At 67.6% G+C, this 23,989-nt stretch carries 16 protein-coding genes, 2 tRNA genes and 2 pseudogenes; 13 read left to right on the top strand and 7 right to left on the bottom strand.

Annotation, left to right across the window (positions count from 1 at the left end):
- Positions 1–100 precede the first annotated feature (100 nt).
- From ACTOWJ_RS00600 to ACTOWJ_RS00555, 10 genes and pseudogenes are all read left to right on the top strand, one after another.
- On the top strand, positions 101–679 hold the full coding sequence (locus tag ACTOWJ_RS00600) for a sigma-70 family RNA polymerase sigma factor (RefSeq protein ID WP_441332642.1): 579 nt from the start codon (positions 101–103) through the stop codon (positions 677–679).
- Positions 680–689: 10 nt separating this feature from the next.
- Entirely contained in the window at positions 690–1,463 is a 774-nt protein-coding gene (locus ACTOWJ_RS00595; protein ID WP_441332641.1) for an anti-sigma factor, read from the top strand.
- A 166-nt stretch (positions 1,464–1,629) separates the two neighbouring features.
- Positions 1,630–1,714, top strand: a tRNA-Leu gene (locus ACTOWJ_RS00590).
- A 294-nt stretch (positions 1,715–2,008) separates the two neighbouring features.
- Positions 2,009–2,698 (top strand): winged helix-turn-helix domain-containing protein, encoded by a 690-nt coding sequence (locus ACTOWJ_RS00585; protein WP_441332640.1) that lies wholly within the window; start codon positions 2,009–2,011, stop codon positions 2,696–2,698.
- The gene (locus tag ACTOWJ_RS00580; RefSeq protein ID WP_441332639.1) at positions 2,695–4,089 is read left to right on the top strand and encodes an ATP-binding protein; all 1,395 of its coding nucleotides are present in this window, start codon (positions 2,695–2,697) and stop codon (positions 4,087–4,089) included. Before ACTOWJ_RS00585 ends, ACTOWJ_RS00580 begins: the two co-directional genes overlap by 4 nt.
- Before the next feature lie 308 nt (positions 4,090–4,397).
- Positions 4,398–5,015: a porin family protein gene (locus ACTOWJ_RS00575; RefSeq protein WP_441332638.1), complete on the top strand. Its 618-nt coding sequence runs from the start codon at positions 4,398–4,400 to the stop codon at positions 5,013–5,015.
- 158 nt (positions 5,016–5,173) lie between these two features.
- A pseudogene (gene asnB / locus ACTOWJ_RS00570) lies at positions 5,174–7,093 on the top strand (asparagine synthase (glutamine-hydrolyzing)); the annotation flags it as partial.
- A 689-nt stretch (positions 7,094–7,782) separates the two neighbouring features.
- On the top strand, positions 7,783–9,600 hold the full coding sequence (locus ACTOWJ_RS00565) for a SpoIID/LytB domain-containing protein (RefSeq protein ID WP_441332637.1): 1,818 nt from the start codon (positions 7,783–7,785) through the stop codon (positions 9,598–9,600).
- 115 nt (positions 9,601–9,715) lie between these two features.
- The gene (locus ACTOWJ_RS00560) at positions 9,716–11,299 is read left to right on the top strand and encodes an N-acetylmuramoyl-L-alanine amidase (protein ID WP_441332636.1); all 1,584 of its coding nucleotides are present in this window, start codon (positions 9,716–9,718) and stop codon (positions 11,297–11,299) included.
- A gap of 271 nt (positions 11,300–11,570) precedes the next feature.
- On the top strand, positions 11,571–13,193 hold the full coding sequence (locus ACTOWJ_RS00555) for a dihydroxyacetone kinase subunit DhaK (RefSeq protein WP_441332635.1): 1,623 nt from the start codon (positions 11,571–11,573) through the stop codon (positions 13,191–13,193).
- 106 nt (positions 13,194–13,299) lie between these two features.
- Here ACTOWJ_RS00555 and ACTOWJ_RS00550 read toward each other — a convergent pair whose 3' ends face one another.
- The 3 genes from ACTOWJ_RS00550 to rnd all read right to left on the bottom strand — a co-directional run bounded on the left by ACTOWJ_RS00550 (position 13,300) and on the right by rnd (position 15,747).
- Positions 13,300–14,253, bottom strand: a complete 954-nt coding sequence (locus ACTOWJ_RS00550; RefSeq protein WP_441332634.1) for a Vps62-related protein — start codon at positions 14,251–14,253, stop codon at positions 13,300–13,302.
- A gap of 211 nt (positions 14,254–14,464) precedes the next feature.
- Positions 14,465–14,540, bottom strand: a tRNA-Ala gene (locus ACTOWJ_RS00545).
- Positions 14,541–14,643: 103 nt separating this feature from the next.
- Positions 14,644–15,747, bottom strand: a complete 1,104-nt coding sequence (gene rnd / locus ACTOWJ_RS00540) for a ribonuclease D (RefSeq protein ID WP_441332633.1) — start codon at positions 15,745–15,747, stop codon at positions 14,644–14,646.
- Positions 15,748–15,960: 213 nt separating this feature from the next.
- On the opposite strand from rnd, the gene ACTOWJ_RS00535 reads away from it, so the two are divergent.
- Together ACTOWJ_RS00535 and ACTOWJ_RS00530 are read left to right on the top strand one after the other, a co-directional pair.
- Positions 15,961–17,781 (top strand): SUMF1/EgtB/PvdO family nonheme iron enzyme, encoded by a 1,821-nt coding sequence (locus ACTOWJ_RS00535; RefSeq protein WP_441333062.1) that lies wholly within the window; start codon positions 15,961–15,963, stop codon positions 17,779–17,781.
- Positions 17,782–17,926: 145 nt separating this feature from the next.
- Complete coding sequence (locus tag ACTOWJ_RS00530) at positions 17,927–18,850, top strand: M48 family metallopeptidase (protein WP_441332632.1); 924 nt, start codon at positions 17,927–17,929, stop codon at positions 18,848–18,850.
- Between the two features lie 450 nt (positions 18,851–19,300).
- Here ACTOWJ_RS00530 and phbB (ACTOWJ_RS00525) read toward each other — a convergent pair whose 3' ends face one another.
- From phbB (ACTOWJ_RS00525) to gluQRS, 4 genes and pseudogenes are all read right to left on the bottom strand, one after another.
- Positions 19,301–20,041 (bottom strand): acetoacetyl-CoA reductase, encoded by a 741-nt coding sequence (phbB, locus tag ACTOWJ_RS00525; protein WP_441332631.1) that lies wholly within the window; start codon positions 20,039–20,041, stop codon positions 19,301–19,303.
- A gap of 201 nt (positions 20,042–20,242) precedes the next feature.
- Positions 20,243–20,742: pseudogene (gene phaR / locus ACTOWJ_RS00520) on the bottom strand (polyhydroxyalkanoate synthesis repressor PhaR); the annotation flags it as partial.
- A gap of 294 nt (positions 20,743–21,036) precedes the next feature.
- The gene (gene phbB / locus ACTOWJ_RS00515; protein ID WP_441332630.1) at positions 21,037–21,777 is read right to left on the bottom strand and encodes an acetoacetyl-CoA reductase; all 741 of its coding nucleotides are present in this window, start codon (positions 21,775–21,777) and stop codon (positions 21,037–21,039) included.
- Positions 21,778–21,819: 42 nt separating this feature from the next.
- Entirely contained in the window at positions 21,820–22,776 is a 957-nt protein-coding gene (gene gluQRS, locus ACTOWJ_RS00510; RefSeq protein ID WP_441332629.1) for a tRNA glutamyl-Q(34) synthetase GluQRS, read from the bottom strand.
- Positions 22,777–22,942: 166 nt separating this feature from the next.
- Here gluQRS and htpX point away from each other — a divergent pair, with 166 nt between their 5' ends.
- The gene (gene htpX, locus ACTOWJ_RS00505) at positions 22,943–23,854 is read left to right on the top strand and encodes a protease HtpX (protein ID WP_441332628.1); all 912 of its coding nucleotides are present in this window, start codon (positions 22,943–22,945) and stop codon (positions 23,852–23,854) included.
- Positions 23,855–23,989: the final 135 nt, after the last annotated feature.

Here is a 23,989-nt window from a genome sequence, read left to right as displayed (position 1 = left end):
CTTCGCGGGGGCGATTCGCGCAAATTTGCCGAATCTGCCCGAAGCATGGCTAGAATCCCGGGCAAGCCGCGCCGGCTCGGCGCACAGGAGCGAAACGCACATGACCGAATCGGCGGCAACGCAGTCTGGATTTTCAGACCCTTCCGATCCGACCGGCGAGCTCCTGCGGGCGGTCGGTCGCGGCGATACCGCCGCCTTCGAGCGGTTGTACCGCGACACCTCCGCGCGTCTGTTCGGCGTGTGCCTGCGCCTGTTGCCCGAGCGCGCCGAAGCCGAAGACGTGCTGCAGGAGGTCTACGCCATCGTCTGGCGCAAGGCCGGCCAGTTCGATGCCAGCCGCGCCAGCGCCATCACCTGGTTGGCGATGATCGCCCGCAACAAGGCGATCGACCGCCTGCGCTCGCTGCCCACGCTCAAGCGCGCGCCGCTGGAATCGATCGACGAGATCGCCGACCTGGCGCCCACGCCGTCGGCGCAGGTGGAAAGCGACGATGAACACGCGCGCCTGCGCCAATGCCTGGACGAACTCGATGCGCGCCGGCGCACGCTGATCCGCACCGCGTTTTTCGACGGTTCCACCTACGAAGAACTGGCCCAGCGCAGCGGCTCGCCGCTGGGCAGCATCAAGAGCTGGATCCGACGCGGCCTGATTCAGCTGCGCACGTGCCTGGAACGGTGAGCCCGACGCCATGACTATTCGCGAACACGAGATCGATGGCGAACCGCCGAGCGCGGATGTGCACGCGGGCGAGTACGTGCTGGGCGTGCTGGACCAACGCGAACGCCGGCTGGCGGAATTGCGTGAGCAAACCGAGCCCGCATTCGCGCGGCTGGTCGCCGAGTGGGAGCGGCGGTTAGGGGCCCTGATCGCCGAGATCGATCCGGTCGCCGTGCCCTCGCACCTGTGGCCGCGTCTGCGCAGCCGTCTGGGCTGGGCGCCGGTGGAAGGCGCGCCGTCGCGCGGACTGTGGAACAGCGTCGGCTTCTGGCGCGGAGCCGCGGCCCTGGCCGCCGGACTGGCCGTGGTGGCGTTCTTGTTCGGCCGCGCGCCGGAATCGCTCGCGCCGCCGGTGGTGCAGCAGCCGCCGGCTCAGCCGCCGGTGCAGGTACCGGTCGACCACCAGCCGACCTATCCGGTCACCCAATTGGCGCGCGACGACGGCTCCACCGGCTGGCTGGCTTCGATCGACCAGCGCCACGCCAAGGTCATGATGCTGCCGGTGCCGGCGCCCCAGGATACCCAGGGCCGCGTCGCCGAGTTGTGGCTGATTCCCAAGGGCGAGGCGCCGCGTTCGCTGGGCCTGATTTCCACCGAATGGGCCGATTCGGTGCCGATCCCGACCGATGCGCTCGCCAAGCTCGCCGCCGGCGCGACCCTGGCCATCACCCTGGAACCGCCGGGAGGCGCACCGCACGGCGCTCCGACCGGGCCGATCATCGCCAAGGGCGGTATTTCGCTGTGATTCCCGGCCACGGCGGCCCGCGCCGCCACCGGTGCCGGTACCGCGCCCGATCGGCCGGTGCCGGCGCGTGAAAAATAGTTGTCACGCAACCGTTGACAGCGGCGCCGCCGCAACGCAACATACGCGTCCTCGCAGCGGCGACGGTTCATCGAAACCGCTGCGATTGGCCCAGGTGGCGGAATTGGTAGACGCACTAGTTTCAGGTACTAGCGGGTAAAACCGTGGAGGTTCGAGTCCTCTCCTGGGCACCACTACATCGGTCATCGCCAACGCGGTGATCTTTAAATAACCCCGCCGACGCGGGGTTTTTTATTGCCTGAATTTCGTCCGCCGGCATCGCCGCAAACTTAACGGCAACCGCACGGTCTCCGACTTCCAGCTGAAGCGCGCGGCGCACGGAAGCCTTATTTTCGGTGCCGCCGGTCAATACTTGACCGCTCCCCACGCCCGGCACGGCCCTGGCCCAGGTACATCGCGCTCACCCGTCGAGCCCGCGATGTCCGCCCGCGTCCGCGTTTCGTCCTCGCCTCGCCCTTGCCTCGCCCATGACCGACATCCTGCTCATCGAAGACGACGAACGCCTGGGCACGCTGGTCGCCAACTATCTGGGCAAGCACGGCTACTCGGTGGCGGTGGAGGGCGACGGCGCGCAGGCGGTCGGCGCGATTCTCGAACACGCGCCGGCGGTGGTCCTGCTGGATCTGTCGCTGCCGGGACAGGACGGCTTCGAAATCTGCCGCAGCGTGCGTTCGCGCTACAGCGGAGTGATCTGCATGCTGACCGCGCGCACCGACGATATCGATCAGGTGCTGGGCCTGGAGCTGGGCGCGGACGACTACATCGGCAAGCCGATCGAGCCGCGCGTGCTGTTGGCGAAGTTGCGCGCGCATCTGCGCCGCGACAGCGTCGTGCGCCAATGCGGCAACGCGCTGCGCTTCGGTCAGTTGCGCATCGATCGCGACACGCGCGAGACGACCTTGCGCGAACGGCGCATCGATCTGACCACCGCCGAATTCGATCTGCTGGTGCTGCTGGCCGATCGCGCCGGCCAGATCCTCAGCCGCGACGATCTGCTGCAGAGCCTGCGTGGCATCAATTTCGACGGGCTGGACCGTTCGATCGACGCGCGCATCTCAAGGCTGCGGCGCAAGCTGGGCGATCTGGCCGAGGAGCCGGAACGGATCAAGACCGTGCGCGGCAAAGGCTATCTGTTCAATCGGGCGGCCTGGGAGTGAACGGCTCCGAGCCGCGCACGACCGCCGCGCCGCGCGGCAAGCCCAACTGGCTGCCCGCCTGGCTGCCGTGGCCGCGTTCCGCCGCTCAGCCGCGGCACGGCCATTTCGGCCTGTTCGTGCGTTATTACCTGATCGTGGTGCTGATCTACGCGGCGGTGATCGTCGGCGGCATCTCTGCGTGGTTCTTCGTCACCTCCGAGAACGCCCGCAAGTATTACGAAGCGCAGATGCACGGTACCCACGCGCTGATCGAACAGCGCTATCTGAGCGCGCCGCGCGAGGATTGGCCGGCGCTGACCCGCGAGCTGCGCGGGCATTTCGCCTATCCGCTGGAACTGCTGCCGATCGATTCGCTGCGCGACGGGCTGACCGATGCGGAGTGGCGACGCCTGCAGCGCGGTGAACTGGTCATGGAAAGCGAGGACGAGGCGCATACCTATCAGCGCCTGCCGGGCACCGACCAGGCGGTGGCGCTGGGCGATTTCGACGATGTCACCGTGCAGGGCGTGCCTTGGCGCGATCTGGATTTCATCGACACGGTGGTGATCATCGCGATGTACTTCATCGCCATCGCGCTGCCGCTGTACTTCCTGGTCTACCGGTTCTGGCGCGATCTGCGCAAGCTGCGCGCCACCGCCGAGGCGCTCACTGCGGGCGAGCTGGACGCGCGTGCGCCCGTGGTCACCACCCAGTTGGTCAATCCGCTCGGCCACGCGCTCAATCAGATGGCCGGACAGGTGCAGCAGGTGCTGGAAAGCCAGCGCATCCTGGCCCAGGCGGTCGCGCACGAGATCCGCACGCCGCTGGCGCGCATGCGCTTCGGCCTGGAGATGCTGGAGACGGTGGAAGAAGGCGAACGCGCGCATCTGCGCGAGGGCCTGGAATGCGACATCCAGCGGCTGGAGCATCTGGCCGCGCACAGCGTGGCGTATGCGCGGATCGGCCGGATGGTCGGAATCGAGCGCGCGCCGATTCCGGTCCGCGCGCTGTTCGCCGATCTGGCCGATGTGTTCGAACCCCAGGCGTCGGTATCGCTTTGCTTCGGCTGCGGCGCGGTCGACATGGTGATGGCCAATCGCGAAGCCCTGGATCTGGCGCTGCGCAATCTGATCGCCAATGCGCTGCGCCACGCGCGCAGCCAGGTGATGGTGAGCATCGTCGAGGAAGGCGAGCGCCACGTGCTGCGCGTGGACGACGACGGCGACGGCGTACCCGAGGCCGAGCGCGAACGCGTGTTCCAGCCGTTCACCCAGTTGCAGAAACATCCCGAAGGCTTCGGTCTGGGATTGGCGCTGGTGCGCGTGGTCGCGGAGAAACACGGCGGCAGCGCCGGCGTGACCGACTCGGCCCTGGGCGGGGCCAGCTTCCGCATCGAGCTTCCGCTGCGCTGAGGCGACGGCCACGACCGGCCGTCAACCTTTCTGATTCGCGTGCGTTATCGGCACAGTGCGGCGAACCGCACCGACTGCCGATGCGCGTGTCCGTCGCTCGCATCTTTCGCTCGACAGGCTGGAAACAAGCCCGATGCGAGCCGAGCGCAGCCACCAAGCGAACGAACCGCCGCGGCTGCATCCGCTTCGCGCCGTTACACGCGGTTACGCATCGTCCAACACGGTTACGCGAGGGACTAGAGACTGCAACTGAAGTCTCGTTTCCGCTGCCTCAGCATGGTGCCGTCCCCCAACGACGGAGTTCCCCCATGCAACATCCGCTGTTCGCGATCGGCGCTGCCGTGCTCGCGCTCTCCCTGTCCACCGCCGCCTGCGCGCAGAGCGCGGGCGATCGCGAAGGCGCCTACGTATTCGGCGGCGTCGGCGCGGCCACCACCCAGTGGGAGGCCAAGCGCTCGGCCGTCCCGGTCGGACAGAAGCGCAGCGAAGACAAGTCCAGCACCAGCTACGTGCTCGGCGGCGGCTATCGCTTCAATCGCTACTTCGCCCTGGAAGGCTCGTACCACGATCTGTTCGGCGACGTCAGCCGTCGCGGCATCGGCAACTTCGACACCAAGTCGCTGCAACTCAGCGCGCTGGGCATCCTGCCGATCGGCGATCGCTTCGAACTGTTCGGCAAGGTTTCGGTGGGCCGTTCGCGCAACGAATTCACGCCGGCCAAGGGCGCGCCCGGTCTGAGCAAGGCCAGCGAGAACGTCAACATCGCCTCGCTCGGCGTGGGCGCGAACTATCACTTCAACGATCACTTCGCGCTGCGCCTGGACATCGACGGCCTGACCAAGGCTAGCAACAGCTTCCGCCGCAAGGCCGGCGCCGACGACATCAAGACCGGTGAAGCGACGTTGAGCCTGGCCTACCGTTTCTAAGCGCCACCGCACGCGCGCGCCGCGACCCGGCGGCGCGCGCGTCGCGGTCATTCACTCGCGGCGCTGCGGCGCTGCGCATCGCATCGCATCGCAGGAGCGTCGAGCGTGAATACCCATTCCATCCAGACCCGGTGCCGGGCCCATGCGGGAAAGCGGCCGTGAGCGGTCTGGCCGGTTTGTGGTGTCCACGCGAAAACGGCGACGCCGAACAATTGCGTTACCGCGCCCGTTCGATGATTCACTCGTTGCGGCATCGCGGCGAACACGATCACGCGGTCTGGACCGACGCCGCGGCCGGCGTCAGCCTGAGCCACTGCCGTGCGCTCGAAAGCGACATCGCGCAGCCGGCGCAATCGGCCGATGGCCGCTATCTGCTGAGCTTCGACGGCACGCTCTACAACCGCGAATCCCTGCACCGCGAACTCGCCGCGCTGGACCCCTCGACCGACGGCGCCAGCGACGCGGCGGTGCTGCTCGCCGCGATCGGCCGCTGGGGCCTGCAACGTTCTCTCAGCCGCTGCAACGGCGCGTTCGCGCTGAGCCTGTGGGACCGCCGCGACCGGCAACTGTGGCTGGCCCGCGACCGGGTCGGCAAGCGCCCGCTGTATTACGGCTGGGCCGGCGAAGACTTCGTCTACGCCTCCGAACTCAAGGCCTTGCACCGGCATCCGTGCTTCGACATGACGGTCGATCGCCATGCCTTGAGCCTGTTGTTGCGTTACGACTACATCCCCGCGCCGCATTCGATTCATCCGGGCGTGTTCAAACTCGCGCCCGGCACTGTGCTGCGGATGAATCCGGCGGCGATGCGCGCCGGCGCCGGCGCGCACGATCCGGCCCGCGACACTCAGGCCTATTGGTGCGCGCGTCAGCGCATGACCGAGGCGGTGGTCTTGCGCGGCGAGATCGCGCTGGAAGAGGCGGTGGACCAACTGGAAATCCTGTTGCAGCAGGCGGTGAGCACGCGTATGGGCGGAACGCGTCCGGTCGGTGCGTTCCTGTCGGGCGGCACCGATTCCTCGCTGGTGACGGCGATGATGCAGGCGCAGACCTCGGTGCCGGTCGATACCTATGCGATCGGCTTCGACGACGACCGTCACGACGAGAGCGACTGGGCCCGCGGGGTCGCGCGCGCGCTGGGCACGCGCCACACCGAACACCGGGTTCGCGGCTGCGATGCGCTGGCGGCGATCGAGCGTCTGCCCGAGGTGTGGTGCGAACCTTTCGCCGATTCCTCGCAAGTGCCGACCCTGATCGCCAGCGGCATCGTCGCCCGGCGCTCGCCGGTCGCGATGACCGGCGACGGCGGCGACGAATTGTTCTTCGGGCATTCGGCGTATTGCCGCGCGCTGCGCAACGCGCGTTGGAACAGCCGGTTGCCCGGCCCGTTGCGGCGGCTGGCCCAGCGCCGCGGCAGCATCAATGCCGAACGCTCGCGACTGGGCGGAATGCGCGCGTTGTGGGCCGAACTCGGCGCGCGCGAGGTCGAGGACCACTATCTGCAGCGGGTCTCGCGTTGGCGCGATCCCTCCGCCGTGGTGCTCGGCGCGAACGAGCCGCTCACCGTGTTCGGCGACCCGCAGCGCCGGCTGCGGATCGGCGACGCCGCAGACCGCATCCAGTTCCTGGATTTCCAGATGGATCTGCCCAACGGCATCCTGACCAAGATCGATCGCGCCGGCATGGCCTGCGGCCTGGAGACGCGTTCGCCCTTGCTCGATCGGGCGGTGATCGAATTTGCCTGGTCGCTGCCGACCTCGCTCAAACATCATCGCGGCGAGCAGAAGTACATCCTCAAGAAACTGCTCGAGCGTTACCTGCCTTCGTCGCTGATCTATCGGCCCAAGAACGGTTTCGGCGCCCCGGTCGCGGCCTGGTTGCGCGGGCCGCTGCGCGATTGGGCCGAGACCCTGCTCAACCCGTCGCGGCTGCGCGCGGAAGGGCATTTCGATGCGGCGATGGTCCGCGGCGTGTGGGACGAGTTTCTTGCGGGCCAGCGCAAATGGCATACGCATTTATGGAACGTGTTGATGTTCCAGGCGTGGCTGGAAAAGCATCGTGTCGCGCCCGCGGCCGTCCAAGTGACGTTGCCAGGACCCGAGCCGGTGTCGATCGAATCAGTCGCAACCTTGCGAGCCATGGCCTGAATGAAGCGCGCGGTCGGACCCCGGCCACGTATTTCGATGGAAAACGCCGGCGCCAATGCGCGTCGATGCATCGGTAGCGCCGCTTCCCATCGGCGGGTGTCGAATCGTCGAGTTGATCGCGCTCGATGAGCTGTCCCGCGACCGGGTCTATGAGTTCGCCTTCATCGGCGGGCCGCTGAAGATCCGCGGCGGCGATGCCGCGATGCCGCGATGCCGCGGCCGGTGGCGATTGCGTTGCGCTGACCGCATCGACGATCCGCACTGCGCACAGGCCGGGCGATGTCCCGGCCTGTGCGCGTTTGCGAGCGGCCAGCCCGCGAGTCAGAAAGGCCGTCGCGCCGCCTTGCGCGCGTTCGCCGCGATTGCAATCGCAACGCGTCGTCTTGCCTGGTTCGTCTCCAGTCCCAGCGCATCGCACACCCGCGCAGTGATCGCGGTCGCGATACCGCACATCGATCCGGCCCGAACCGCGCATCGACAGGTGCGCGACAGGCCTGCGCCGTAAAACACGCTACACGGGCGATGTCCGTCGCGAACGAAGCGGCTGCCGATCCATCGTCGGCCGCTTCGCTCGACGCCACCGGATCAGTGCACACAATCCGCCAACCTGGGGCAGTGGAATGAACAGCAGTACCGATTACACGAATTACGGTTCCAACCGCAACCGCGCCGCGGCGGCGAGCGTGTCTTTGCTCGCCTGCGCGCTGGCGATGGGCGGCGCTTTCGCCGGTCAGACCTTGGCGGTGGCCGACAAGAGCGGTCCGGCGCCGAAGATCGCCGTGCGCGGCACCGCGACGCAAGCCGCGATCGACATCCGCGTCCGCGACATCGTCACAGGCCAAGCCTTGCAAGCCGAGCTCAGCGTGGCTGCGGTGGGGCGTTCGGATACGCGGCAGACGCTGGCGTTGGCTGCGCCGGGCGGCCGTGTCGCCGGCCTGGCCAAGGGCGAATACCAGATCACGGTCAGCGTTCCAGGGTACGAGTCGCTGATGACCCGAGTCCATTCCGACGGCGCCATCGGCCTGCCGACGACGGTGTGGCTGTCGCCGCGGCGCGAATCGGAGCGGTTGGATCTGCTCGCGCTCAAGGCTGCCGAGTGCAGCGACTGCGCGATCTTCAGCGGCAACGTCTACGACCAGCGCGACGGCAAGCCGCTGGCCGGCGTTTCGGTGCGGAGCGGGCAGGGCGAGCGCGCGGTCACCGACGGTGCGGGTTACTTCGAGCTGCGCAGCAAGTTCGTCGCCACCACGCTGAAGGACGATGCGCCGCCGCCGACCACCACCATCGAGATCGAGGGCAAGGGATATCGTGCGCATCGTCTGTCCGGGGTGTCGATGGTCAACGACAGCGCGCATTTCATCGTCGATCTGCGTGCCGGCAGCGGCCGCGACGAAGAAAACCTCACCCATGTGCAGACGCTGGCCAAAGAGCGGCCGCTGATCGACCGCGAGGCGGCGATGCAGCGGTTGGACGCGGCCAATGCAAGCCAGGCGATGAAGGCCGGCGAGCGCGCCGCTGCGGCGGACGTCTCGGCCGCGGTGGTCACGGTGCCTTCCAGCATCCGCGTCGGCACCAGTTGCTCGGGCCGTTCCTGCTCGGGCGTGTCGGTGTACAGCTTGGAGGACTACGTCGGCAAGGGCTTGGACAACGAATGGGTTTCGGGTTGGCACGCCAATTCGCTGGCGGCCGGCGCGGTGGCCTATCGCACCTACGGCGCCTACTTCGTCGCCCATCCGATCAGCAGCCGCTACGACATCTGCAACACCACCTCGTGTCAGGTGTTCAAGTCCGACTCGTTCTCCGCCACCGTCGCCGCGGCCAAGGCCACCAAGGGCGTGATTCTCAGCCGCGACGGCAAGAGCGCGGCGTTCAGCGAGTACTCCTCGGAGAACAACGCCTGGGACAACACCAGCGACAATCTGTCGTGCAGCAACAACGATCTGAGCTGCGGCAACGGCAACAACGGTTCGCCGCGCAACAACTGGCCGTGCCTGAGCGATTCGGTTGGCAAGGGCAAAGCCTGCTTCGGTCACGGCCGCGGCATGAGCCAGTGGGGCACCCAGCGCTGGGCGGCCAACGAAGGCCGCGATTGGAAGTGGATCACCGATCACTACTTCAACGGCAACAACAAGCCCGGCGGCATGCGCAACGCCTATCGCTCCAATTCCAGCGGCAATCCCAATCCGGGCGCGATCACCGGCACGGTGAACACCAACGGCACACCGCTCAACGTGCGTTCGGGTCCGGGCACCAGCTACTCGGTGGTCGACACTCTGGCCGACAACGCCAGCGTGACCATTCAATGCCAGACCAACGGTAGTTCGGTCACCGGCACCTACGGCACCAGCAAGATCTGGAACCGCATCGGCAGCGGCCGCTTCATCCCCGATGCCTACACCTACACCGGCTCGGACACGTCGGTGGCGCCCTCGTGCTGAGTGCGCAGTCGCGGACTTAGATCCAACCGGACATTGCTGCCCAATGCCCGCGGTGGCCGGAGCGACCGGCCACCGCGGGTGCGAACTCCGACGACCTTTCATCACAAGGACACCCGTGAACCGATACCTCACCACCGTGCTTTGCGCCGCACTGACCGCCGCGTTCGCGCCGGCGGCGATGGCCGGGAAACCCGCCGCCGCCGTCGACGTGCTGGCCGACCCCGCGCTCAGCCAAAGCCTGAACTCCGCGCAGAACGTATTGCGCGTCGAGCGCGCCCACTATCCGGCGTATTTCCGCCAAGCCTATGCGCGTTATCCCTCGATTCCGGCCGGTACCCTGGAGTCGCTGGCCTATGTCGCCAGCCGTTGGCAGCACCTGCGTCCGGCGGCGTCGGATGCGGCCGGCAATCGCGAGATGCCGCGCGCTTACGGCGTGATGGGCCTGTACCACGGTGAAGGTTTCGCCGATCAGGTCGGCGAAGCCGCGCGTGCGCTCGGCGTGCCCGAGTCGCGCGTCTTGAACGAGGCCTCGACCAACATCCTCGCCGCGGCGGCCTTGCTCGATCGCGAGATCGCCCGCGAAGGCGTCCGGCCGAGCGACGCCGAGGCCTTGCGTCCGGCTTTGCAACGCTACGCCGGTTTCGTCCACGCCCAGGCCAAGAGCGCGATGCAGGATTACGCGCGGCTGAGCTTTGCCTTCGATGTATTGCTGACCCTGGACCGCGGCGTGAACGAACACGGCATCGCCGTGCCCGCGCGCGCGGTCGCTTGGGAGCGCGCATTCGATGCGCCGGATCTGGTGCGCCTGCGCGCGCCGCTGCTGCGATTGAACGCCGATGAAGACCGAATCGAGACCGAGCGCTACTTCGTCGATCCCGACACCCAGACGCTGCGCGACAAAGACCCCTCGGCCGCCGCGACAGCGGCAGCGGCGGTGGACTACGTGCCGGCGCGTTGGGTCGCTTCGCCGTATCACTCCGAACGTACGTCCTACGATTCGGTGACGATCCACACCGTGCAAGGCTCATACGCCGGCAGCATCTCGTGGTTCCAGAACAATCCCAACCGCGTCAGCATCCATTACCTGGTGCGCAGCAGCGACGGCCAGATCACCCAGATGGTGCGCGAGAACCGCGCGGCGCATCACGTGCTCTCGCATAACAAGACCACGTTGGGCATCGAGCACGAGGGCTATGTCGACAATGCCTCGTGGTACACCACCGCGATGTACAACGCTTCGGCCGGCATCACCCGCCACTTGTGCGCCAAGTACTCGGCGATCAAGTGCAATACCGCGTTCCAGGGGCCGGCGACGCGCACGGTGAGGGTGCTGCCGGCCAGCGTCAAGGTCAAAGGCCATCAGCACTACAGCGGCAACGACCACACCGATCCGGGCGTCAACTGGGATTGGTCGCGTTACTACAAGCTGCTCAATCCAGGCGGCGGCACCGGCGTGACCGGCACGGTCGCCACCAACGGCACGCCGTTGAACGTACGCTCGGGCCCGGGCACTAGTTTCGCAGTGGCCGGCACGCTCGCCGACGGCGCCAGCGTCACCATCCAATGTCAGACCAACGGCAGTTCGGTGACCGGCACCTACGGCACCAGCACATTGTGGAACCGCATCGGCAGCGGCCGCTTCATTCCCGACGTCTACACCTATACCGGCTCGGACGGGCGCGTCGCCCCGGACTGCTGACCGGTTCATTTTTCAAGCGGCCAATCACCCGGTCGAGGTGGACGGGCGCGGCGACGAGCGGTTGGCGTCGTCGCGCCCGTTTCTTTTCGCCGCAGTCGGATCGCCTGATTCAGATCGCCAGAACCCGATCGGCGCAAGCCAATAGCGAGAACCCGATCGCGGGAATCCGACAACGAGCGCCGGACCGCCAGAACCGGACAGACCGACGCCGCGGCATGCGCGTGCGGCTGATCTACCATGCAATCAATCCGATCTTAAGAGCCCCCATCCGATGGATCGTTTCTTCAATCGCCCGGCCGATGTGGTCACCCAGATACTGAACAGCACCGCGGCCGGCGCCGCGGTGGACATGGCCGATCCGCGTTCGGGATTGCGCATCCTGGTGCGCACCGAACTCGATCGCAGCCGCGTCGCGGTACTCTCCGGCGGCGGCGCCGGGCATGAGCCCGCGCACGCCGGTTTCGTCGGCCGCGGCATGCTCAGCGCGGCGATCTCCGGCGAGATCTTCGCCTCGCCCAGCGTCGCGGCGGTACTGGCCGGCATTCGCCATTGCACCGGCAGCGGCGGTGCGTTGTTGATCGTCAAGAACTACACCGGCGATCGGCTCAACTTCGGTCTGGCCGCCGAACAGGCGCGGCGCGAAGGCCTGCAGGTGCGCATGTGCATCGTCGCCGACGACATCGCCCTGGCCGACGCGCCGCGGCCGCGCGGTATCGCCGGTACCGTGCTGGTGCACAAATACGCTGGTTATCTGGCCGGGCAGGGCGTCGAGCTGGACGAGTTGGCCGAACGCAGCCAGGTCTTCGCCGATCGCTTGTCCTCGCTCGGCTTGTCCTTGTCGAGCTGCACGCTGCCGGGCCACGTGCCCGAGCCGCGCGGCGCCGAACTCGGCCTGGGCATCCACAACGAGCCCGGCGCGCGCCGGATCGATCCGCAAAGCGCCGCCGATGCCGTGCAGCAGGTGCTCACGCCGCTGCTGGAGCGCGGCATGCAGCGCTACGGCAGCAGCCAGCGCTGGATCGTGATGCTCAACGATCTGGGCGGGTGTTCGACCCAGGAACTGGCGGTGCTCACCGATGAAGTGCTGTGCCGGATCGGCCGCGAGCGCATCGCGCTGATGGTGCGGCCGGCCGCGCTGATGACCTCGCTGGACATGCACGGCTTCTCGCTGACCTTGTTGCCGGCCGAATCGGGTTATGTGCGGGCGCTGTCGATGCCGGTCGAGCCTCTGGCCTGGCCCGGCGTCTACGTGCCGCGCGCGCCCGGCATTCTGGCATTGAACGCGCGCGCGGCCGATCGGCCGGTGGGCGCGCAGGATGCGGCGAATGCGGCGGCGATCGAGCGCCTGATGCACGCTTTTCTGGAGTCCGAGCAGACGCTCGACGAACTCGACGCGCGCATCGGCGATGGCGATGCCGGCAGCACCTTCGCCGCCGGCGCGCGCGCGGTGCTGGAGAAACTGCAACGGCAATCTCTGAGCACCGGCGAACCGGCGCGGCTGTGCGACGAACTAGGCGCGCTGCTGGCGCATGCGATGGGGGGCTCCAGCGGCGTGCTGCTTTCGATTCTGTTCACCGCCACCGGCACCGCGCTCACCGCCGGCCGCGATTGGAAACAGGCCTTGAACGAGGGCATCGTGCGCATGCAGCACTACGGCGGCGCGGTATCGGGCGACCGGACCATGCTCGATGCCTTGATTCCCGCGGTCGAAGCCCTCGATGAAGGACTCGCCGCCGCCGCGCGCGCCGCGCGCGCGGGCGCCGATCGCACCGCGACGATGACGCGCGCCGGCGCGGGGCGCGCATCGTACGTGCCCGAGCATGCGTTGGCCGGAGCGATCGATCCGGGCGCGGAGGCGGTGGCGCGGGCGTTCGCGAGTCTTGCCGGGACTTGATCGCGCGGCGGCGATCGATGCCGCTGTCGCGGACGTTGGTTGCCAGGTAGCTGTCGGTGCGCGGTCGCGGCTTGCGCCGCTCCTACAGGAGGCAGCGCGGTAGACGTCAGCGCGGGAAGTTCGGGATCAACGGACCGAACGGGCCGAACGGGAGCAGGCCGGGCACTTCGACCTCTTGCGGTTGCAGGCTGCGATCGGCCTGCGTGATCGGCCCCTTGTCCGGCGACGGGCCGGTCGGCCCGCTGGTTTCGCCGATGCCCACTTCGCTGGCGCTGCCGCGTTCGCCCCACAGCACATGGCCGCCGTACCAGGCTTGCTCGGTGACGTCGGTCAAAGGCTGCTCGGACAGATCGAAACGGCGTCCGCCCGCGCGCGCCTGGTCGTCGACCCCGGGGAAATTGGTGGCCCAGCGCCCGGTCTCGGGGTAGTTGGCGTGCGAGCCCTGGCCGACGTAGGAGACCGGGCGTCCGTCTTCTTTCGGCGCATCGGCCCACGAGCGCGCGACTTGCAGACCGTTATGCGCGCTGTAGCGGACTTCGGTCGGCTGCATCTGGCTGTCGAGTTGGACGGTGATCTTTTCCCAGTCGCCTTCGTGATTCTGCACATCGCCGAGCCCGGGCGGACCGTCGTTGTAGGCATAGAACAGGTGATAGGTGATGGTGTTGGTTTCGGCGTCGTACTGATACAGGTTCTTGCTGTTGCCCAGATCGCCGTTGCGCACGCCGTCGCCGAGGTCTTCGTTGCCATGATCGAGGAAGATCTGGCTGTCGGCGTCCTTGTTGCCTTTGCCGATGCCCGCCAACTCTTCCGGCGGCACTTCGCCGCGTCCGTGCAGTTCGCGATCCGGACGCCAGTCCAGTTCCTGGCGCAGGCTCGACTGCTGGATGTAGGTATTGGGATCCTGCAGAAAATGCTGTTCGTCCGGATGGAAGTACAGGATCGGCGCATAGCGCTGCGCCAGCGCCTGCTGTTGCGGCGGGGTCAGCGTCGCAGGCGCGAGATCGACGGACGGCAGGGTCGATGGCAAACGCGAAGGACCGATCGCATCGGAAGGCAACATGGCGGCTGCTCCGGCAGGGCGTAAAGTGCGGTCAGGGTAGTCCGGCCAAGGCGAGCGTGACCACCGGGGCCGACCCTAGGCCGCCGACCGTGGGCAACAAGACCGCGGGCAACAAGACCGCGGGCAACAAGACCGCGGGCAACAAGACCGCGGGCAACAAGACCGCGGGCAACAAAAAAGCCGACGATCGCTCGTCGGCTTTCTGCAAAAGTGGTGGAGCCAGGGAGGATCGAACTCCCGACCTCGTCATTGCGAACGACGCGCTCTCCCAGCTGAGCTATGGCCCCACTTCAATGCGGGACCAAGTTTAGCGGGCCGCAAACGGCTGCGCTAGTCCTGGGGTGAATTTCCCGGGACGTGTCGCAAAACCGGCCGCGCGGCGCGCGGGGGTCAGTGTCCGCCGGCCAGCAGCGGTGCCAGTGCCGGTTCGAGCGCCTCGCGGCGCCAGCCGGACAGGGCGTCGGGCCATTCGCCGTGATCGAGGAGGGCCTCCAGCCAGCGGCGCGAGGCGAGCACGCCGTCGGGCAGGCCGAGCGCGGCGCTGCGGTCGGCGACGGCTTCTTGCAACTGGCGCAGCCTCTGCTTGTCGCGGGTTTCGGCGACGCCGGCGTCGGGCGCCTGGTCTTCGTCGTCCAGCGGCGTGCTCAGCGCGGCCCACAGCGGTTCGGAGAGTTTGCGCGGCGCCTTGGGATGGGCGTCGAGTTGGCGTTGCAACGCATCGCGATCGGCTGGGGCCTGGCGGGCCAGGGCCACGGCCAGTTCGTTGTCGAGAATCCAACTGCGCGGCTTGTCGCTGTCGCGCGCGTAGATGTCGCGCCAGCGCAGCAGACGCACCAGTCGGCGCTGTGCGGGCAGATCCAGGAACTGGGCGCTGCGCATGGACAGGTGCGGCCAGCGCTCGGGGGCTTCGTTCTCGGCGTTGACCACGGTGCGGGTGGCGTCTTCGCTGAGCCACGCGCCGCGGCCGAGTTGGTCGAGCAGGCCGGCCAGCGCGTCTTGCATCGCGAACAGATGGCGCACGTCGTCGGCTGCGTACTCCAACTGCGCGGGCGAGAGCGGGCGGCGCATCCAGTCCGAGCGGGTTTCGCCCTTGGCCAGGGCGACGCCGGTGAGTTGTTCGACCAGTTTCTGATACCCCAAGCCGCTGCCGATGCCGGCCAGAGCGGCCGCCTGCTGGGTATCGAACAGCGGCTTGGGCACCACGCCGCAGGCGTGCTTGAAGGCGACCAGATCCTCGCTGGGGCTGTGCACCACCTTGAGGATCGCGGTGTCGGCCAGGATCGGCGCGAGCGCGGCGGCGATGCCGGGGCGCAGCGGGTCGACCAGCAGGATCGTCGGCTCGTCCTCGCCTTCGCGCTCGATGGCGATCTGCACCAGGGCCAGTTGCGGCCAGTAGGTGCGCTCGCGGATGAACTCGGTGTCCAGCCCGATGCGCGCGGGTTTGACCTCGAAGTGCGCCAGCAGCGCGGCAGGGGTGTTGATCCAGACGGACATGTTCGGTAGCGGGCGGAAGGAGAACCGGGCGGGCGACAATAGCGTACTAGGGGCCGGGAATGGGGAATGGGGGAGAAGCGGGAAAGCCTGAGGCGGCGCTTCGCTCCCATTCCCCAATTCCCCATTCCCGGCTTTTCCGGCATTAACGCGCGAAGCGATATGCTGCGCCGATCGCCCGCACCATTCAGGAGAGGTCGCCGTTTGCGCGCACTGATGTGGACCAGCATCGTGGCTCTGGGGCTGTTGGCCGGTTGCACCGACCGGGCCGGCAAGGGCGCCCAGCAGGACGCGGCCGCGCGCAAGCCGATCGTGACCGTCAGCGCCGATCAGGCGGTCTCGCCGGTGCCGCCCTGGCTCGCGCCAGCGGTCGCAGTGACCGAGCAGAACGCGGCGGCCCTGCGCAAGCGCGCCAGCGAGGCGCTCAAGGCCGGCGATCTGCACGCCAACGCCGATTCGGCGATCCCGATCTACCTGGCGCTGCGCGCTTTCGAACCCAACGATCGCGCCGTCGCCGCCGGCCTGGATCGCGCCATCGCCCTGCTGTTGGCCGAGGGCGACGCGGCGCTCAAGCAGATCGACGCCGACCCGCTGTCGCTGCGCGCCGCGCACGAAGCCGCGGCGGTCGCGCGCGCGATCGCGCCGGAGCATCGCAAGGTCGAGGCCTATCTGGAACGGGTGGATCGCGCCGATCAGGCGCAGGAAGCAGACCGCCTGGGCGAGGAGGATTTGAACGCCGGCCGCATCGGCGAGGACGGCGAGGGCGGGGCGTTGGCGCAGTTCCGCCAGGCGCTGGAACTGCGCCCCGTCGACGTGCGCGCCAAACAGGGCATCGCTGCGGCCGAGAGCGCGTTGATCCGTCGCGCCGAAATCGCTGCCGATCGCGACGACTACGCCGGGGCCGAGCGCTGGCTGGCCAAGGCCGCCCTGGTGCGGCCGAAGATGGAGACCGCGTCCGATGCGCAGGGGCGGATCGCCGCGCAGCGCGGGGCGCGGATCGGCGGCCTGCGCGATCTGGGCATCGCCGCGCTGCCCAAGTTCCGCGGCATCGACGAGGCGCGCGGGCATCTGGCGACCTTGCTGCGGATCGCGCCGGCGGGCGACCCGGCCGCGGCAGAGCTGCGCGAACGCATCGAACTGGCCACCCACTACGGCCTGTTCCGTCCGGGCCAGGTGTTCACCGACGCGATGGGCCTAGGCGGCCGCGGGCCGCAGATGGTGGTGATTCCGCACGGCGCGTTCCGCATGGGCGCCGACCTCGGCGAGGCTGGCTCCAGCGATGCCGAACGGCCGCTGCGCAATATCCGTTTCGAACGCGGACTGGCGATGTCGCGCTACGAGATCACCGTCGGCGAGTTCGGCCGTTTCATGAACTCCACCAAGCACCGCGCGCGCGCCACGCGTCGCGGTTATTCCACCGCCTACGACCAGCGCAGCGGCAATCTGGTGCGGCGCGGCGGGGTCGACTGGCGCTCGGACTATGCCGGCCAGCCGGCGGCCGACAATCTGCCGGTGGTGCACGTCAGCGCCAAGGACGCGGCGGCATACGTGGAGTGGTTGTCGGCGATCACCGGTCAGCGCTATCGCGTGCCTAGCGAGGCCGAGTACGAATATGCGCTGCGCGCCGGCAGCCAGGGCCGCTATCCCTGGGGCGACGGCGCGCCGCCGGCCAAGGTCGGCAATCTGACCGGCAGCCTGGACGTTTCGCCCAGCGGCCGCCGCTGGCGCAACGCGTTCGAGGGCTACGGCGACGGCGCCTGGGGGCCGATGCCGGTCGGCAGTTACACGCCCAATGCATTCGGTCTTCACGACATGGGCGGCAATGTCAGCGAGTGGGTGGCCGATTGCTGGCACGACAACTACCGCCGCGCGCCGCGCGATGGCGCGGCCTGGTTCAATCCGGGCTGCCGCACGCGCGTGTTCCGTGGCGGTTCGTGGTCGAGTTCGCCCGCGCAGACGCGCGCGGCGTGGCGTCAGGGCACCAGTGCGGACACCACCAACGGACGTCTGGGTTTCCGGGTCGTGCGGGATATTTGAGTTCGGCCCCGAGCGGTTCATGATGGAGCGTCGGGGCCGGTGGGCAGCAGCAGGGCGGGGTCGTCGCGGCGTTCGCGCGAGCGGACGCGGCACGGGCGCGAAACAGGGCGGTCGACGCCCGCAGGCAGGATTTGGGAGTGTGCAGATGAGGATCGATCCCCTCGGCAACCAGGCGCAGGGCGGACGGCGCGGATTCGGCGGCTTCCGCTGGTGGATATTGTTGCTGTTCGGCCTGTACGCGGCGTGGTCGTGGTTCGGCAACGCCGAGACCGATCCTTACACCGGCGAGAAGGCGCATTACGGCGCTTCCGCCGACGAAGAGGTGCAACTGGGCGAACAGGCCTTTGTGGAAGTACTCAACGACGCCAAGTCGCAGAGCGCGCTGCTGGCGTCGAATTCGCCGCAGAGCCAGGACGTCAGCGAGATCGCCCAGCGCCTGATCGACAAAGTGCCGCAGGTGACCCAGGCGCTGGCGCAGCAGAACAACCAGGAAGCGCCGACCGACTACCGCAACTTCAAATGGAGCGTGGCGGTCATCAATTCGCAAGAGGCCAACGCCTTCTGCCTGCCCGGCGGCAAGATGGCGGTCTACACCGGCCTGTTGCCGGTGACCCAGAACGACGATGCGCTGGCGGTGGTGATGGGCCACGAGATCGCCCACGCGCTGCTGCGCCACGGCTCGCAGCGGATGGCTCAGCAGAAACTGGTGCAGATGGGTCAACTCGCCGCCGGCATGGCGGTGGGCGGAATGGATCCGCAACAGCAGCAGATGGTCATGGGCGCGCTCGGCGCCGGCGCGCAGTACGGACTGGTGCTGCCTTACGGCCGCAATCACGAGACCCAGGCCGACAAGGTTGGACTGATGCTGGCCGCGGCGGCCTGCTACGACCCGCGCCAGGCGGTGCCGCTGTGGGAGCGCATGTCCCAACTCGGCGGCGGACAGCGTCCGCCGGAATTCGCCTCGACCCATCCGGACCCGGCCAACCGCATCCAGACCTTGCAGGCCTTGATGCCGACGGCGATGAAGTTCTACGAAGCCAACTGCGCCAACAAACCGTTGGCACGATAAGCGTATTGTCGCGTTTCAAACTGTAGGAGCGGCGCAAGCCGCGACCGCGAATTCACGCTTACGACGCAACTGCGGATTCGCGGTCGCAGCTTGCGCCGCTCCTACAGTCGCAAACGCGGCTGGCGAGGCGAACACGAAAAACCCGCCGTGAGGCGGGTTTTTCGTTTCTGCCGATTCAGTCAACCGCATCTAGACCTCGCAGGCCTTGATGCCGACGGCGATGAAGTTCTACGAAGCCAACTGCGCCAACAAGCCGTTGGCACGATAAGCGCGTTGTCGCGTTTCAAATTGTAGGAACGGCGCAAGCCGCGACCGCGAATTCACGCTTACCACGCAACTGCGGATTCGCGGTCGCGGCTTGCGCCGCTCCTACAGTCGCAAACGCGGCTGGCGAGGCGAACACGAAAAACCCGCCGGAAGGCGGGTTTCTTCGCTTCGGTCGTTCGCCAATCAGAAGCTCATGAACAACCCGCCATTGACCGGAATATTCGCCCCGGTAATGAACCCCGCGTCCTCGGCGGTCAGAAACTCCACCGTGCGCGCGATCTCGCTGGGCTTGCCGAGGCGGCCGACCGGGACGCTGTCGATGATCTTGCCGCGGATATCTTCGGGCACCGCCATCACCATCGCGGTTTCGCAGTAACCCGGCGATACCGAATTCACTGTCACGCCCTTGCGCGCGACTTCGCGCGCCAAGGCCATGGTGAAACCGTGCATGCCGGCCTTGGCCGCGCAGTAATTGGTCTGGCCGAACTGGCCGGTCTGGCCGTTGACCGAGCTGATGTTGACGATGCGGCCGAAGCCGCGCTCGGCCATGCCGTCCACCGCGTGCCGGCACAGGTTGAACACGCCGTCGAGATTGACGTCGAGCACTTCGTCCCAGGCGCGCTTGTCCATCTTGCGCAGGCTGCCGTCGCGGGTGATGCCGGCGGCGTTGACCAGGATGTCGATGCCGCCATCGCGGCCGACGATGCGTTCGATCGCCGCGCCGCAATCGTCGTAGTCGGCGACGTTGGCCGCTTCGAAACGAATGTCGGAACCGTCGGTGAGCGCGGCGAATTGCGCGATGCGCTCGGCGCGCGCGCCCAGGTCCAGCGCCACGACGCGACGGCCGGCGCGCGCCAGCGACAGGCAGATCTCGGTGCCCAGCCCGCCGATGCCGCCGCTGACCACGGCGATACGTTTGTTCATGCGTCTTCCCCAATGCATTCGGCGCGCCATCGCGCGGCGTGCCCAGGATTCATGGATGGCGGCCGCGGACTTGCGCGCGGACACGGAGGATTCACGCGTCCCAGCACCGTCCCCACGGCCCGCGAGCGGATGCGCGCCGGCGCGCGGCGCGCAAGAAAAAAGCGCGGCTCAACTCTCGCGCTTGGTATCGGTCTTGGGCTTGGGCGTGACCGGCTGGCCGACGCTGCCGGAAAGGTTCTGCTGGAACTCTTTCCAAAGGGTGAGGTTGCGCTCGGTGAGCTGATTCATCATCGCCCATGGGGTTTGCCCGAGCATGCCGCCCATCTGATTGCGGAACTGCTGCTGCTGATCGAGGAACACCTGCATCGACCGCTCCAGGTAGTTGCCCATGAAGCCCTGCAGCGAGTCGCCGTAGAAACGGATGATCTGACTCAGCAATTGCGTGGAGAGCACTGGTTCGCCGTCTTGTTCGTGCTCGGCGATGATCTGCAGCAGCACCTGGCGGGTGAGGTCGTCGCCGGAGCGCGCATCGCGCACTTCGAACTCTTCGCCGTCGACGATGAGCTGACGCACGTCCTCGATGGTGATGTAGCTGGAGATCTCGGTGTCGTAAAGGCGACGGTTCGGATACTTCTTGATGATGCGGGTCGAGGCCATTGAGCTTTGGCTCTAAAAACGTGGTGCCTTGCAGCATGGCGCAGGGCGCAGGGGCTTGCAACAGGGGCGTGCCGGGGGGCTCGGACGGTGGCCGCAAGCGCATGCGCGAAAGGCGCGCGACGGCCGTTCCGCGCGTGCCGCAGGGCACCCGCGGAAGCATAAAACCCCTGCGAATCAGCGCGCAACCGATCCGCTCGCGGCGACGTCCGAACGGTCGTGAACGAGTCGGGTTAGTGAACCGGGCGGTTCGCGATCCTCGCGTCCAGGATGGCCGCGCAAGGCCGGTTGCGCGGAGCCGGAGACCTGAACAGGCCTCCGGCGCGCGGCGATGCGAGGCTTTACCAGCCCATGTACTGGCCGCCGTTGGCGGACAGGTTGGCGCCGGTGATCCAGCTGGCCTCGTCGGGGATGAAGAACCCGACCGCGTAGGCGATTTCGTCCGGCGTGCCCAGGCGCCCGGTCGGGATCTGCGCGACGATCTTGTTGCGCACGTCCTCGGGCACGGCCATGACCATGTCGGTGCCGATATAGCCCGGCGAGACCGTATTGACGGTGATGCCGAACTTCGCGTTTTCCTGCGCCAGCGAAATCGTGAATCCGTGCATGCCGGCCTTGGCGGCGGCGTAATTGGCCTGGCCGTACTGGCCCTTCTGGCCGTTGATCGAGCTGATCTGCACGATCCGTCCCCACTTGCGCTCGCGCATGCCCTCGATCACCGGGCGGGTGACGTTGAAGCAGGAGTTGAGGTTGGTGGAGATGACGTCGCTCCACTGCTGCGAGGTCATGCGGTGGAAGGTCGAATCGCGGGTGATGCCGGCGTTGTTGACCAGAATGTCGACCGGACCGAGTTGGCGCTCCACGTCGCGGATCAACGCTTCGGCGTGTTCGGGCGAGGCCACGTCGCCATGGGCGATGGCCACATCGATGCCCTGTTCCTTCAACTGCGCCTGCCAGGCGTGCCCTTTGGCTTCGTCTCGGTAGTTGGTAGCGACCTTGTGCCCCATCTTGGCGAGGCGTTGGACGATCGAGGTGCCGATGCCACCGGTACCGCCGGTGACGAGTGCAACACGGGACTGCATGCTGAGCTCTCCTTGACCGCGAAGGGCGGTCTCGTCCCGATTCTAGACAGCATTCGCGCAAGGGTCGTTGTGCATCGCGGCGAGACCGGCGGCGGCTTGCGGAATCTGTGCCGGACTGAACGAAACCCGTGCCGCATCGAGCAGTTGAGTGACAGTTTCCACCGCAATCAACGCCTGTTCGTCCTGGCCCAGCGCCCGCCAGGCGGCGCGCAGCGCGGGCAGCGGATCGGCGGGGTCGAGCGGGTGGGCGGCGTCGGACTTGGACAGCTTGCGGCCCTGCGCGTCGACCAGCAGCGGCAAGTGCGCGTAACGCGGGGTGGGCAGACCGAGCGCGCGCTGCAGCGCAATCTGGCGAGCGGTGGAATCGAGCAGATCGGCGCCGCGGACCACGTCGGTGATGCCCTGGTCGGCATCGTCGACCACGACCGCCAATTGGTAGGCCCAATAGCCGTCGGCGCGGCGCAGGACGAAATCGCCGACCGCGCGCGCCACGTCCTGGGACTGCGCGCCGACGATGGCGTCGTCGAAGCCGATCGCGGTGTCGTCGTGCACGCGCAGACGGATCGCCGGTTGCGGCGCGCGTCCTTCGCGCTGCGCGGTCCGCGGCACGCAGAAGCGATGGATGCCGCCGCTGGCGGCGAGATCGCTGCGGCTGCAGTGGCAGGCGAAGGCCAGGTCGCGATCGAGCAGGTCTTGCAGCGCCGCCTGATACAGCGCGTGGCGCCGGCTCTGCCGCACCACCGTTTCGTCGCCGACCAGGCCGAAGCCGGCCAGTGCGCGCAGCTGCCGATCGGCGGCGCCGGGAACTTCGCGCGGCGGGTCCAGGTCTTCTATGCGTACCAGCCAGGCGCCGCCGGCCTGTCGCGCGAGCAGCCAACTGGCGAACGCGGCCAGCAAGGAGCCTGCGTGCAGCTCGCCGGTGGGCGAGGGCGCGAAGCGGCCTCGGTAGCCTGGGTTCGCGGCGGCGGAAGCATGTCCGGACAATGAACGGGAACTCATGCGGCGGCGGGATCGTGGTGGATTCTCGTTGAATTAACGGCGACTTCGCCACATTTCAGTGCAGACGGCGGCGTTCCAGAACGAACCCGCCGGGCCCGACAGGGATCGTCGAAGCAAGGCCGCGCAGGGCGCGCGGCCCAACGACCAAGACGATTCGACTACGACCATGTTCAAACGCATAGCGCTTTTCCTCGCCACCAACCTGGCCGTCCTGGCCCTGCTCAGCATCGTCATGGCGGTGTTGCAAGGCGTGTTCGGAATCCGTCTGAACAACACCGGCGGTTTGCTGGTGATGGCCACGGTATTCGGCTTTGGCGGCTCCTTCATCTCCCTGGCCATGTCCAAGTGGCTGGCCAAGCGCAGCACCGGCGCTTACGTGATCGAACAGCCGCGCAACGAAACCGAGCGCTGGTTGGTCGACACCGTGCGCCGTCAGGCGCAGGCGGCCGGTATCGGCATGCCCGAGGTCGCGATCTACGACGCGCCGGAAATCAACGCATTCGCCACCGGCGCCAGCCGCAACAACGCGCTGGTCGCGGTCTCGACCGGGCTGATGCGGTCGATGGACCGGGACGAAGCCGAAGCGGTGCTGGCGCACGAGGTCAGCCACGTCGCCAACGGCGACATGGTGACCATGGCGCTGGTGCAGGGCGTGCTCAATACCTTCGTGATCGTGCTGGCGCGTCTGGTCGGCCGGGTCATCGACGGTTACCTCGGCGGCAGCCGCGACGGCGCGCCGGGATTGGGCTATTACGTAATCGTGTTCGCGCTCGACATGGTGTTCGGCTTGTTCGCGAGCATGATCGCGATGTCGTTCTCGCGTTACCGCGAGTTCCACGCCGACGCCGGTGGCGCGCGTCTGGCCGGCCGGCAGAAGATGATCGCCGCGTTGCAGCGCCTGTCGCAGACCTACGGCGAAAGCACGCTGCCCAAGCAGGTGCAGGCCTTCGGCATCAGCGGCGCGGTCGGCCACGGTCTGTCCAAGCTGATGCGCAGCCATCCGCCGCTGGAGGAGCGCATCGCCGCGCTGAAGAACGCCCCGCAGGAGTATTCCGGCGGACGAGTGGTGACGCGCTGAGCTGGGCGCGTAACTGCGATTCGCAATGTAGGAGCGGCGCGAGCCGCGACCGCGAATCCGCAGTTGCATCGTAAGCGTCGATTCGCGGTCGCGGCTTACGCCGCCCCTACAAAAAGCCCGCCGATCGGCGGGCTT

Source organism: Lysobacter sp. CA199, assembly GCF_052078715.1.
In the GTDB taxonomy this organism is placed as follows: Bacteria; Pseudomonadota; Gammaproteobacteria; order Xanthomonadales; family Xanthomonadaceae; genus Lysobacter.
Note: the sequence above shows the minus strand (reverse complement) of the source record. Positions and strands in the feature narration are given on the sequence as shown.